This window comes from Tsukamurella strandjordii, from assembly GCF_039525985.1.
GTDB lineage: Bacteria > Actinomycetota > Actinomycetes > Mycobacteriales > Mycobacteriaceae > Tsukamurella > Tsukamurella strandjordii.
On the sequence record NZ_BAAAII010000005.1, the window covers coordinates 441,797 to 454,602 of the forward strand.

General features: G+C 70.0%; 10 protein-coding genes and 1 pseudogene. 1 reads left to right on the forward strand and 10 read right to left on the reverse strand.

Annotation, left to right across the window (positions count from 1 at the left end; all coding sequences use genetic code 11):
- The 4 genes and pseudogenes from ABD108_RS11195 to ABD108_RS11210 all read right to left on the reverse strand — a co-directional run.
- Positions 1–186: pseudogene (locus tag ABD108_RS11195) on the reverse strand (Rv2578c family radical SAM protein); the annotation flags it as partial.
- Between the two features lie 57 nt (positions 187–243).
- On the reverse strand, positions 244–936 hold the full coding sequence (locus tag ABD108_RS11200) for a hypothetical protein (protein ID WP_220659017.1): 693 nt from the start codon (positions 934–936) through the stop codon (positions 244–246).
- A gap of 4 nt (positions 937–940) precedes the next feature.
- Positions 941–2,257, reverse strand: a complete 1,317-nt coding sequence (gene hisS / locus ABD108_RS11205; protein ID WP_220659018.1) for a histidine--tRNA ligase — start codon at positions 2,255–2,257, stop codon at positions 941–943.
- Positions 2,254–2,991: an MBL fold metallo-hydrolase gene (locus tag ABD108_RS11210; protein WP_220659019.1), complete on the reverse strand. Its 738-nt coding sequence runs from the start codon at positions 2,989–2,991 to the stop codon at positions 2,254–2,256. Before ABD108_RS11210 ends, hisS begins: the two co-directional genes overlap by 4 nt.
- A gap of 178 nt (positions 2,992–3,169) precedes the next feature.
- Here ABD108_RS11210 and ABD108_RS11215 point away from each other — a divergent pair, with 178 nt between their 5' ends.
- On the forward strand, positions 3,170–4,294 hold the full coding sequence (locus tag ABD108_RS11215) for a peptidylprolyl isomerase (protein WP_343930320.1): 1,125 nt from the start codon (positions 3,170–3,172) through the stop codon (positions 4,292–4,294).
- A 94-nt stretch (positions 4,295–4,388) separates the two neighbouring features.
- On the opposite strand, the gene ABD108_RS11220 is transcribed toward ABD108_RS11215, so the two are convergent.
- The 6 genes from ABD108_RS11220 to ABD108_RS11245 form a co-directional block, all read right to left on the reverse strand.
- On the reverse strand, positions 4,389–6,728 hold the full coding sequence (locus ABD108_RS11220; RefSeq protein ID WP_220659021.1) for a RelA/SpoT family protein: 2,340 nt from the start codon (positions 6,726–6,728) through the stop codon (positions 4,389–4,391).
- Positions 6,729–6,767: 39 nt separating this feature from the next.
- Positions 6,768–7,328, reverse strand: coding sequence for an adenine phosphoribosyltransferase (locus ABD108_RS11225; RefSeq protein WP_343930321.1), 561 nt, complete (start codon positions 7,326–7,328; stop codon positions 6,768–6,770).
- Positions 7,321–8,445, reverse strand: a complete 1,125-nt coding sequence (gene secF, locus ABD108_RS11230) for a protein translocase subunit SecF (protein WP_220659023.1) — start codon at positions 8,443–8,445, stop codon at positions 7,321–7,323. The genes ABD108_RS11225 and secF overlap by 8 nt, the downstream gene beginning before the upstream one ends.
- Positions 8,442–10,064, reverse strand: coding sequence for a protein translocase subunit SecD (gene secD, locus ABD108_RS11235; RefSeq protein WP_220659024.1), 1,623 nt, complete (start codon positions 10,062–10,064; stop codon positions 8,442–8,444). The genes secF and secD overlap by 4 nt, the downstream gene beginning before the upstream one ends.
- Before the next feature lie 68 nt (positions 10,065–10,132).
- Positions 10,133–10,474, reverse strand: a complete 342-nt coding sequence (gene yajC / locus ABD108_RS11240) for a preprotein translocase subunit YajC (RefSeq protein ID WP_343930322.1) — start codon at positions 10,472–10,474, stop codon at positions 10,133–10,135.
- Between the two features lie 136 nt (positions 10,475–10,610).
- Positions 10,611–12,731, reverse strand: coding sequence for a RecQ family ATP-dependent DNA helicase (locus ABD108_RS11245; RefSeq protein ID WP_343930323.1), 2,121 nt, complete (start codon positions 12,729–12,731; stop codon positions 10,611–10,613).
- Positions 12,732–12,806: the final 75 nt, after the last annotated feature.

Genomic DNA, 12,806 nt, shown 5'->3' on the forward strand with positions numbered 1-12,806 from the left:
GGTCCACTCGAAGGGCAGCGCCGCCGACTCGGGTACGCGGTTCAGCGCGCTCTTGCACAGCACTTCATGGAAGGTGATGCCCTCGAATTCCGGCGTGGAGACGGCGCGACCGATCCCCTCCAGCCCGGGTAGAGCCCGAACGCCGGATCCGGCGTCCTCCGTCAACAACTGCCCTTCCCATCGCACCCACCCAGTCGAACACTTTGTTCGATTCGAGTCAAGCTTTCGAACGGCGCGTCGTCGTCACCAGGGTGGGCGATTGAGTTCGTCGACCTCGTCGGCGGTGAAGACCAGTTCCTCGTTCCCGCCCACCTCGCGGGCGATACCGGCCGCGCGATAGAGGGGCCGGTCGCGGATCGGCACCGAGGTCGCCTGCGCGCGGGACTGTTCACCGAGCACTCGCCCGATCTCGCGGACGTGCGGATCGGCGTGGCGGCTCAGCGACTCGGACAGTCGGCGGGTGGCCAGCATCGGAAGCTCACGCCCGCGCACCCGCCCGCGGCCGGCGCTGCCGTACAGCGCGACGGGAACCCGCATCGTGGTGCGGCCCTGACTGATCCGCAGAGACACCTGCGCCAGCCTGGCCACCTCCGCGACCAGGTCCACCTCCTCGGCGGCGATCAGGTTCACCCGCCGCGTCAGCAGTGCTCGCCGCGTGATCACCCGGTGGTCGAGAACGACCCGCCGCCGCATCACCCCGAGGTAGCCGCCGATCCCCGGCGCGGCGCCCGCGACGAGCACCGCCGCGCCCCAGACCGGCGAAACGAGCAGCGCCACCAGGACGGCGGCCACCACCGTGATCGCGACACCCGCGAACACCGCGCGGCGGACCTTGGGCAGCACCAGCCGCGGCGGAATCAGGTCGACATCGACCGCGTCCTCCGCGCTCAGCTCCCGCGGGTCACGGGCGCCGGGCTCGACGGGACTCGCCGACACGCGATTACCGCGCGCTCGCGCCGTCGGAGGGGCTCACATCGTTCGCGGAGGCGATCACGTCCGCCACGGTATCGAGCGGTACCGGGCGCTGCTCGCCGTTCGCCAGATCCTTGAGCATCACCACACCGTCGGCGAGCTCGGATTCGCCCAGGATCAGGGCGAATCGGGCACCGGAACGGTCGGCCGCCTTCATCGCGCCCTTCATGGCGCGGTTGCCGTACGCCATGTCCGAGGCGACACCCCGCGCGCGGAGCCGGCCGAGGAGCGGCACCATCGCATCGCGCGCATCCTCACCGAGCGGCACACCGAAGGCCACCACGCGAGGGGCCGACGGGGCGCGCTTGCCCTCGGCGGACAGCGCGAGCAGGGTGCGGTCCACGCCCAGGCCGAAGCCGACACCGGTGACGCCCTCGCGCCCACCCAGCTGCTCGACCAGGCCGTCGTAGCGCCCACCGCCGCCGATCCCGGACTGCGCGCCGAGGCCGTCGTGGACGAACTCGAAACACGTCTTGGTGTAGTAGTCGAGCCCGCGGACCAGACGCGGGTTCACCACGTACGCGACGCCGAGGGCATCGAGATAGCCGAGCACCTTCTCGAAGTGCTCCTTCGGCTCCGGCGTCAGGTTGTCGATCATGAGCGGGGCGTCGGCGGTCATCGCGCGCACCTCGGGCCGCTTGTCGTCCAGCACGCGCAGCGGGTTGATCTCCGCCCGGCGCCGGGTCTCCTCGTCCAGGTCCAGCGCGAACAGGAATTGCTGCAACTTCTCGCGGTACTGCGGCCGGCAGGTCTCGTCGCCCAGGCTCGAGACCTCGAGCCGGAATCCGTCGAGACCCACACTGCGATAGGCGCGGTCGGCCACGGCGATGACCTCGGCGTCGAGGGCGGGATCGTCGACCCCGATCGCCTCGATGCCCACCTGCTGCAGCTGCCGGTAGCGACCCTCCTGCGGGCGCTCGTACCGGAAGAAGGGGCCCGCGTAGGCGGCCTTCACCGGGAGCTGGCCGCGATCGAGGCCGTGCTGCAGGACCGCGCGCACCACGCCCGCCGTTCCCTCGGGACGCAGCGTCACCGAGCGATCGCCGCGGTCGGCGAAGGTGTACATCTCCTTCGCCACCACATCGGTCGATTCACCGACACCGCGGGCGAACAACGAGGTGTCCTCGAAGATCGGCAGCTCGATGTAGCCGTACCCCGCGTCCGCGGTCGCGCGCAGCAGCGCGGTGCGCACCGCGAGGAAGTCGGCGGAGCTGTTCTTCTCCCCCGACGGCACCGGGATGTAGTCGGGGATGCCCTTGGGTGCCTGGAAACTACCGGCGCTCACAGTCCGTATCGTCCTTTCCGCTCCGCGGGCGTCTGCGTGCCCGTGAGCCCCTGCAGGAACGGGTTCGACGCCCGTTCCGCTCCGATGGTGGTGGCCGGACCGTGGCCCGGGAGCACGACGGTGTCGTCGGGCAGCGGCAGCAGTTTCTCCGCGATCGACTCCAGCAGTTGCTCATGGCTGCCGCCCGGCAGATCGGTCCGCCCGATCGAGCCCTGGAACAGGACGTCGCCGGAGAAGGCGATGGTGACCGGATCGGCGTCCACGGGATCACCGGCATCGTCGACCTGCGGGACGTCGGTGGTGAAGACGATCGAGCCCCGGGTGTGGCCGGGCGCGAGGTCCACGCCGAAGGTGATCCCCGCGAGCGTGACCGGTTCGCCGTCTTCGAGCTCGATGACCTTCTCCGGCTCTGTGAAGATTTGACCACCGATCATCGCGCCGAGAGCGGGGCCGATCCCCACCGCCGGATCGGCCAGCATGGGACGGTCGTCGGCGTGGATGTACACCGGGATGCCGAACTCGTCGGCGAGCGGCTGCGCCGTCCACGTGTGGTCCAGGTGACCGTGCGTGAGCAGCACCGCAACCGGATTCAGGCGATGCTCGGCGAGCAGCGCCTTCACGGATTCGACAGCGTCCTGGCCTGGGTCGACGATGACGGCGTCCGCCCCTGGACCGTCCGCGAGTACGTAGCAGTTGGTCTGGAACACCCCCGCCGGGAATCCGGTGATCAGCATCCGACCATTGTGTCACCAGACCCGGTGGCGGCGTCTATCAGGTTTAACTGGCAGACTTGCCTGGGCGGCGGCGCTGCCGGTGTCACCGCGGAGGTGCCGTCTGTGTCACTGCGGCGGCTGCCCGAATGTCACTGCGTCGTGCCCGCCGGACTATCGGTTACTAGGAGGTCGTCACACCGTGCCGAGCAATGAGGAGCGCCGTCAGGCTGCCCGCGAGAAACTCGCGCGCCAGAACGAGCGGCGTGAGGCCGAGGCCCGCAAGCGCAAGATCACGGCCATCGGCATCAGTGCCGCCGTGGTCGTGGCGCTCGTCGCGGCCGGCTGCTACATCTGGCTTCCCCAGGGGCCCCGGGCCCCGCTCCGCGTCGGTGCGGAGAACCGCTTCAAGTCCACGCACACGACCTGCACCTACGCCGATCGCGATGCGGCGGGCGACGCGCGGAAGAACATCGACGAGCAGCCGAAGCAGCTCGCCGAGAACCGCAAGCAGCTCGCGGACCGGATCGCCGCGCTGCCGCCGGACCAGCGCGACACGATGAAGGACCAGATCGCCGCGGCGAACGAGCAGCTGGACGAGGCGCAGAAGGCCGCCGACGAGCTGGCGAAGAAGCGGCCGCAGATCGACCAGATGGCCGAGCGCAACAAGACCGTGAGCAAGCCGGACGGCAAGGACGTGCCCACCACCGGTACGCTCCCGGGCACGATCACCACCGATCAGGGAGCCATCGGGTACGAGCTCGATCGTTCCAAGGCGCCCTGCAACGTCGAGACCTTCGTGACGCTGATCCAGGCCAAGTACTTCGATAACACCCCGTGCCATCGGGAGACCGCCAACAAGGGTGACGGCCGGTCCAAGGGACTGTTCGTCCTTCAGTGCGGCGATCCGAGCGGCACCGGCGTCGGTGGCCCGAACTGGACCTCCCCGGACGAGACCCCGACCTTCCTGCAGGGCGATGCGTCGCCGAACCAGCTCGGCCAGACACCGTCGGTGGTCTACCCCGCGGGCACGATCGCGGTCGCGAACTCGAACCAGCAGCCGAACCCGCAGACGGGCCAGAACGGCACCTTCAACACCGGTTCGAGCCAGTTCTTCCTCGTCTACCAGGACTCGACCCTTCCGGCGAGCTACTCGGTGATCGGCAAGTTGGACGACGCGGGCCTCAAGGTCGTGCAGGAGATCGCCAAGAAGGGCATCACCTGGGTCCCCAACCCGAACGCGCAGAAGCCCAAGCCGGGGCAGCCCGCGACCGACGGCCGGCCGACGCAGCCGGTGAACATCACCTCGATGACGCTGGCCTCTTAGTCGGCATCACGACGAGGGCCCCGCGGCGATTCGCCGCGGGGCCCCTGTCGTTTCGGGTTCCGGATGCGCCCCCGGCTCGGGTGCGGAGCAGGCGCTACTGCGCCGAGGTCACCCGGTAGACGTCGTAGACGCCCTCCACATTGCGGACCACGTTCAGCACGTGCCCGAGGTGCTTGGGATCGCCCATCTCGAAAGTGAAGCGCGACACCGCGACCCGGTCCCGCGAGGTGGTCACGGACGCGGAGAGGATGTTCACCTTCTCGTCCGCGAGCACCTTCGTGACATCGGACAGCAGCCGGTGCCGATCGAGGGCCTCCACCTGGATGGCGACCAGGAACACCGACGAGGGCGACGGCGCCCACTTCACGTCCAGGAAGCGCTCGGGCTCCTTGCGCAACTCCGCGACGTTGGTGCAGTCCGTGCGGTGCACGCTGACACCGCCGCCGCGGGTCACGAAGCCCACGATCTCGTCGCCGGGCACCGGGGTGCAGCACTTGGCCAGCTTGGCCAGCACGCCGGGCTGGTCCGTGACCAGGACCCCGACATCGGTGGACGCCGTGGACGGGCCGGAGATGGTGGACGGGGTGCTGCGCTCGGCGAGCTCCTCCGTGGCCTCCTCGATTCCGCCGAGTTGCTCCAGCATCCGCTGCACCACGGTGTGCGCCGACACCTGGTGCTCACCGACCGCGGTGTAGAGCGCGGAGACGTCGGCGTACCGCAGCTCCTTGGCGATCCCGGCCATCGACTCGGCGTTGGTGAGCCGCTGCAGGGGCAGGCCGGAACGGCGCACCTCCTTGGCGATGGCGTCACGGCCGTTCTCGAGGGCCTCCTCGCGGCGCTCCTTGGCGAACCATTGCCGGATCTTGGCCTTGGCGCGCGGGGACACCACGAAGGACTGCCAATCGCGCGACGGGCCGGCGTTCTCGGCCTTGGAGGTGAAGACCTCCACCACCTCGCCGTTCTCCAGTTTGCGTTCCAGTGCCACGAGACGGCCGTTGACGCGCGCGCCGATGCAGCGGTGCCCCACCTCGGTGTGCACGGCGTAGGCGAAGTCGACCGGGGTGCTGCCCGCGGGCAGATTGATCACATCGCCCTTCGGGGTGAAGACGAAGATCTCCTTGACCGCCAGGTCGTAGCGCAGCGATTCGAGGAACTCCCCCGGGTCCGCGGCTTCCCGCTGCCAGTCGAGCAGTTGCCGCATCCAGGCCATGTCGTCGACCTCGGACAGATCGGAACCGCCCTTGCCGCCCTTGCCCTTGGTCTCCTTGTACCGCCAGTGCGCGGCGATCCCGAACTCGGCGGTGCGGTGCATGTCGCGGGTGCGGATCTGCACCTCCAGCGGCTTGCCCTCGGGCCCGATCACGGTGGTGTGCAGCGACTGGTACACGCCGTACCGCGGCTGCGCGATGTAGTCCTTGAACCGGCCGGCCATCGGCTGCCACAGCGAGTGCACCACGCCGACGGCGGCGTAGCAGTCGCGCACCTCATCGCACAGGATCCGCACGCCCACCAGGTCGTGGATGTCGTCGAAGTCCCGGCCCTTGACGATCATCTTCTGATAGATCGACCAGTAGTGCTTGGGGCGGCCCTGCACGTCCGCCACGATCCGCGAGGCCGTGAGCGCCCCGTTGATCTCGGCGCGCACGCTGGCCAGATAGGTATCGCGAGACGGTGCGCGGTCGGCCACCAGCCGCACGATCTCGTCGTACTTCTTCGGGTGCAGGATCGCGAAGGACAGGTCCTCGAGTTCCCACTTGACCGTGGCCATACCGAGCCGGTGCGCCAGCGGTGCAATGACTTCCAGCGTCTCCTTGGCCTTACGGGCCTGCTTCTCCGGCGGCAGGAAGCGCATCGTCCGCATGTTGTGCAGGCGGTCGGCCACCTTGATCACCAGGACCCGCGGATCGCGGGCCATCGCGATGATCATCTTGCGGATGGTCTCTGCCTCGGCGGCGGTGCCCAGGGCCACCTTGTCGAGCTTGGTGACACCGTCCACCAGGTGCGCCACCTCGGAGCCGAACTCCGCGGTCAGCGCGTCCAGGCTGTACCCGGTGTCCTCGACGGTGTCGTGCAGGAGTGCGGCCACCAGCGTGGTGGTGTCCATGCCCAGCTCGGCGAGGATCGTGGCGACGGCGAGCGGGTGCGTGATGTACGGGTCGCCGGACTTGCGCATCTGCGAGGCGTGCCGCTGCTCCGCGACGTCGTAGGCGCGCTCGATGAGCGCGACATCGGCCTTCGGATACACCTCACGATGCAGTGCGACCAGCGGCTCCAGGACGGGCCGCACGTGGTTGCGGGTGCCCGTCATGCGGCGCGCGAGGCGGGCGCGGACGCGGCGGGTGGTGGACCCCGTCGTCTCCAGGTTCGGCGGCTGCGGGGCGGCCTCGGCCGTGGCGGTGCGCGCGGAGTCGGGTCCCTGTGGTGGCAGCGACATGGTGCCTCCCCGTCCTCGTGTGGTGGCTGGGCTAGGGAATCAGCCTACCGAGATGGCCGACACTTCGACGGGCCCACCCGGCATTTCCGCCAGCCGCGAACGCCCGCCCAGGGCCTCCAGCTCGAGCACCACGGACACGCGGTGCACCTCGGCGCCGGCCCGGCGCAGCAGCGCGACGGCGCCGGAGACGGTGCCGCCGGTCGCGAGCACGTCGTCGACCACCAGGATCCGGCGGCCGCGCAGCGCGATGCCCTCGGCGGGGATCTCCAGTGCCGCGGAACCGTATTCGAGGGTGTACTCCTCGCGGAGCACCGGCGGCGGCAGCTTGCCCGCCTTGCGGACCGCGAGCACGCCCACGCCGAGCCGCAGGGCCACACCGGAGCCCAGGAGGAAGCCGCGGGCGTCCAGGCCCGCCACCAGATCGACCGCGGCCGCACCGGAGCCGTCCCGGCCCGATTCGGCGAGTCCGTCGATGACGGCGGCGAGGGCGGCACCGTCGGCGAAGACCGGCGTGAGGTCGGCGAAGACCACACCGGGCTCGGGGAAATCGGGAACGTGCCGGGTGTGCGCGGCCACCGCCGCGCGGGCCTCGTCAGCCACGGTGACGGTCGCGCTTGCGCACGGGCGGGCGGGACAGCCGGTGCGCGGTCTGCACCACGGCGGCCTCCGCCTCGACGCCCACCGAGCGGCGCTTGTTGAGCACCTTCTGCGTGTGCGCCTTGTACTCCGGCTTCATCTCCTTGAGCGTCACCAGCAGCGGTGCCGCGAAGAAGACCGAGGAGTACGTGCCCACGACGACGCCGACGAGCTGCACCAGGCCGAGGTCCATCAGCGTGCCGACGCCGAGGATCCACGCGGCCACCACCATGAGCGCGATGATCGGCAGCACCGAGATCACCGTGGTGTTGATCGAGCGCATCAGGGTCTGGTTGACCGCGAGGTTCGCCTGTTCGGCGAAGGTCCGGCGGTTGGTGTGGAGCACGCCGCGCACGTTCTCCTCGACCTTGTCGAAGACGACGACGGTGTCGTACAGGGAGAAGCCGAGGATGGTGAGCAGGCCGATCACCGTGGCGGGGCTGACCTCGAAGCCGGACCAGGCGTACACGCCCGCGGTCACGACCACGTCGAAGAACAGCGAGGCCAGCGCGGCGAGCGCCATCTCCATCTCGCGGAACCGGACCGCGATGTAGATGGTCACCAGCACCAGGAAGACCACGAGCGCGATGAGGGCGCTGCGGGTGATCTGCCCGCCCCAGGTGGAACTCACCGCGGAGAAGCTGATGGTGTTCGCGGACGGCTTGCCGTCCCGGCCGGGCGGCTGGAACTCCTGGAACAGAGCGGCCCGGGCCTTGGTGATCTGGTCGGCGCTCAGCTCCGAGGTGGCGATCTGGTAGGTCTGCGAGGCGCCGGAGCCGGCGGTCTGCACCGCGGACGGTGCCACACCGGTGGCCGACTGCACGACCTCGCGGGCCTTGGCGGTATCGGCCTGCGAGTTCCCGACGGGGAAGGACACCTGGGTGCCGCCCTCGAAGTCGATGCTGAGCTTGAAGCCCGGGATCAGGATGCCGAGGATCGCGACCACCACGATGATGCCGGTGGCGATGTAGTAGCCGGTGCGGCGGCCGATGATGTCGAAGGCGCCCGTGCCGGTGTACAGCTTGGTGAAGAAGCTGGCCTTCTTCTCCTTGTCGGAGACCTGAGTGGTGGTGTCGCTCATGCCTTCGCCTCCTCGGTGTCGGCCCCGGTCGTGGTGGCCCCATCGGTGGTGGTCGCGTCGGTGTTGGCCACGGCACGGCGGCGCTCGCGGCCGATGGCGGCGACCGCCCCGAGACCGTTCATCGACGGCTTGGCGAAGAAATCGGTGCGGGAGGCGAGGACCACCAGCGGGTGCGTCACCAGGAAGACGATGACCACGTCGAGGATGGTCGACAAGCCGAGGGTGAAGGCGAAGCCGCGCACCTCACCGACCGCGAGGACGTACAGCACCACCGCGGACAGCAGCGAGACGGCGTTGCCCGTCCAGATCGTGCGGCGGGCGCTCGCCCAACCGCGGGGAACGGCGGACCGGAAACTTCGGCCCTCTCGGATCTCGTCCTTGATGCGTTCGAAGTAGACGACGAACGAGTCCGCGGTCATACCGATACCGATGATGATGCCGGCGATGCCGGACAGGTCCAGCGAGTAGCCGATCCACCGGCCCAGCAGCACCAGCAGGCCGTACAGCATGGCCACGGAGAGCACCAGGGACAGCGCCACCAGGACGCCGAGGGCGCGGTAGTACGCGAGGGCGTAGATCAGCACCAGGACCAGGCCGATCAGGCCGGCGATCACGCCGGCGCGCAGCGAGTCGAAGCCGAGCGTGGCGCTCACGGTCTGCGCGGTGCCGGCCTTGAAGGACAGCGGGAGCGAGCCGTACTTGAGGACGTTCGCGAGTTCGGCCGCCGAGCTCTGGTCGAAGTTGCCGGAGATCTGCGTCTGGCCGCCGGTGATCGGCTCGTTGATCTGGGGCGCGGTGATCACCTGCGAGTCGAGCACGAAGGCGGCCTGCTTGCCGCGGTTCTTCGTGGTGAAATCGGCCCACTCCTTGGCGGCGTCACCGGTGAACTCCAGGGTGACCACGTACTGGGCCTGGTTCTGCGGGATGCCCGAGCTGGCGTTCTTGATCGACTGGCCGTCGATGATCGACGGGGCCAGCGTGTAGACCATCCGCGGCTGCGGGTTGTTCGCATCGTTCTCGAGCTTGCCGCAGGTCACCAGGGGCAGCTTGGGGTCGTCGTTGCCGGCGAGCGGATCCGCGGCGTCGCAGTTGATCTGCGAAGCGGCCTTCTGCTGGGCCGCGGCGTCGGTCGACTGTCGCACCGCCTTGGCGTCGAGGAGCGCCTTCTTCGCCACGTCGGGGTCCGTGAGGTCGGGTGCCGGAGCGCCGGGCTGCGCCTGCGCGGGAACCGAGCTGATCACGGGGCGCACCAGCAGGCGCGCGGTCTGGCCCAGGGTCCGGGCCTGATCGCCGTCCTCGCCGGGCACGGTGATCTCGAGGTTGCTGCCGTTGATCTTCACCTCGGAACCCGAGACGCCGAGCCCGTTCACACGCTGGTTGATGATGTCGCGCGCCTGCTCCAGCTCCGGGGAGTCGGAGCTGGGCCGGGTGCCGTCCGGCTTGGTGGCCTGCAGCGTGACGGACGTGCCGCCCTGCAGGTCGATGCCCAGTTTCGGCTCCGGCTTGCGGTCGCCGGTGAAGAAGATCAACCCGAAAACGGTGATGAGTAGAACACCGAAGAACGCGAGTGGCTTCCACGGATTACCGTTTCCGTCACGGCTCGATGAGATCTTGGCCACGGGTAGTTACTACTCCTCGGCGTGGGTGAAGGGCCCGGCGGTCGCCGGGCGTCGACGGTCGATGCGGGTCAGCGGTCCTCGGGACGCTTCTCGGTCTCGACCTCGGGGGTGGTGTCGGCCTCGGGGATCGACTCGATATCGGGGGCGTTCAGCTCCTCCGGGGTCAGCACCTTCGCGACGGCGCGGCGCACCCAGGTGGTGGTGATGCCGGGGGCGATCTCCAGGTCGACGGTGTCCTCGCCGAGGCCCACGACGGTGCCGTAGAGGCCGGTGCTCGTCATGACCTTGGTGCCGACACCCAGGTTCTCCTGCATCTGCAGGGTCTCGTTCATCTGCTTCTTCTGCTTGCGGAAGCTGAAGAACATGAAGCCGAGCATCATCACCAGCAGCAGGGGCAGCACGAGTTCCATCGTCGATCTCCTCAATTCTCGGGGCGCGGGGTCGCTCCGCGGGGGCAGCCGCCCGGGTCACGGGCAGCACTCGACCGTCCAGTCTTCCACAACTCCGTGACGCCGGTCCGTTCCCCCTGGCCGCAGGGGGTGCGGGTCACGCCGGACGGTGCAGGACCAGCGGCAGAACGTAGGCGGCGCCCGCCTCGCGGAGCCGCGCCGCAGCCACCGTGACCGGCCACCCCGTGCTGGTGGTGTCGACCACGAGCAGCACGGAACGGGCGCGGACCGCGGTCGCGACGGTGTCGTCGACGGTGATCGCGTCCAGCCAGTGCGCGGCCTCCTGCGCTCCCGAGGCGTCGCGGCCGGGCGCCGGCCCGCGGGGCACGGGGAGCGACACCCGATCGAGCCTGCCGACCTCGGCGATCCGATCGGCGACCGGCTCGACGGGCTCGGCACGGTCGGTGAGTTGCAGCGATGCGACCACCTCGGGACGGGACGGCCATTGCTGCCGCCACCGGGACAGGGCGGCGATCGACGCCTCCGCGAGGTCGGCGGTCGCCTGGTGGTCGCCGGCCGCGGCGGCGGTGATGGTGCCGGTCCACTCCGGGGCGTCGGCGAAGACGATCACCCGGCCGGGCTCCGCGGCGACATCGGGCGCGATGCGCCCCTTGCGACCGGACGAGCCGCCGGGCCACATCTTGCGAGGTTCGAGCACCTGGCTCTGTGCCCGGAGTGTGCCGGCGACGGCGCGGGCCGTTTCGGCGGGCGGCGCCTCCCCCAGGCCGTCCGGGACGTGTCCCAGGCACACCGAGCAGCGCCCGCAGGCAGCCGCCTCGGGATCGTCGAGCGATTCGGTGAGTAGCTGCATGAGGCAGCGCTCGCCCCGGGTGTACGCGCGCATGATGTCGGCCTCGCGCCGGCGGGTGGCCACGATGCCGTCGTAGTGGGCTCCGTCGTAGTGCCAGTCCGCCCCGGTCAACCGGTAGCCGCCCTCGACCCGCTCGACCGCGCCGTCGACGGCGAGCTGCTTGAGCATGAGGTCGATCCGGGTACGCCGCAGCCCCGTGCCCGCCTCGAGGGCGATGGCCGACAGCCCCTCCCCCGTCTCGTCGTCGCCGAGGGCGGTGAGCACCTTCGTCATCTGCTCGGGATCCGGGATGGTGGCGGTGGCGAAGTAGTCCCACACGCCCGCATCCGATTCCGACGGCAGCAGTGCGACGACGGCGTGATCGATCGCGCGGCCGGCACGACCGACCTGCTGGTAGTAGGACACCGGCGACGGTGGTGAACCGACGTGCACCACGAAGCCGAGGTCGGGTTTGTCGAATCCCATACCGAGGGCGGAGGTGGCGATGAGCGCTTTGATCTCGTTGGCGCGCAGGGCATCCTCGAGCCGTTCCCGGGTGTCCGGATCCAGCTTCCCGGTGTACGCGGCCACCGGGTAATCGGCCCCGTGCACCGCTCGTACGCCCTCGACGAGCCGCTCGGCGTCGGCCACCGTGAGCGCGTAGACGATCCCGGAGCCGGGCAGGTCGGGAAGGTGGCGGGCCACCCAGGCGTACCGGGTGATCGGCGCGAGCGCGGGGAGCACGTTGAGCTGGAGGGAGCGCCGCGCCAACGGGCCGCGCAGCACCAGGGTGGCGTCGCCGAGCTGGGCCGCGACATCCGCGGTGACGCGGGCGTTCGCCGTCGCGGTGGTGGCCAGCACGGGGGTCTGCGGGTGCAGGCGGGTGAGCACATCGGAGACGCGGCGGTAGTCGGGGCGGAAATCGTGGCCCCAGTCCGACACCGCGTGCGCCTCGTCGATCACGAGGAGGCCGAGTGATCCCTCCAGGGCGGAGAGCACGCGGCGGCCGAAGGACGGATTGGCCAGGCGCTCCGGCGAGACCAGGAGCACGTCGATCTCCCCGGCGGTGAGCCGCTGCTCGATGGCGCTCCACTCGTCGAAATTCGAGGAGTTGAGCGTGGCGGCGCGCAGACCCGCCCGTTCGGCGGCGGCGACCTGATCGCGCATGAGCGAGAGCAGCGGCGAGACGATCAGCGCCGGGCCCGCGCCCTCGGCTCGCCGCAGTGCGGTGGCCACCCAGTACACCGCCGACTTGCCCCACCCGGTGGCCTGCACCACCAGAACGCGGGCGCCGGGTTCGAGGAGCGCGCCCACCGCCGTCTCCTGGTCGGCGCGCAGTGCGGCACCGGGACCGGCGAGGGCTTCGATCACCCCGCGCGCCCGTTCCGCACGCTCCGCGGTCAGTGCACCGTGGACCTCATCCGTCATCGCGCGTTCCCCTCGTCTCGGTTGCCTCGAGGCTAGGCGCTCCCACCGACAAGCCGGCGGACGGTGGTGCCCGGG

Bases quoted from the DNA above. Each gene is read 5' to 3' on its own strand.
- ABD108_RS11210 (WP_220659019.1), bottom strand. From the start codon at position 2,991: ATGCTGATCACCGGATTCCCGGCGGGGGTGTTCCAGACCAACTGCTAC.
- ABD108_RS11220 (WP_220659021.1), bottom strand. From the start codon at position 6,728: ATGTCGCTGCCACCACAGGGACCCGACTCCGCGCGCACCGCCACGGCC.
- secF (WP_220659023.1), bottom strand. From the start codon at position 8,445: ATGAGCGACACCACCACTCAGGTCTCCGACAAGGAGAAGAAGGCCAGC.
- yajC (WP_343930322.1), bottom strand. From the start codon at position 10,474: ATGGAACTCGTGCTGCCCCTGCTGCTGGTGATGATGCTCGGCTTCATG.
- ABD108_RS11245 (WP_343930323.1), bottom strand. From the start codon at position 12,731: ATGACGGATGAGGTCCACGGTGCACTGACCGCGGAGCGTGCGGAACGG.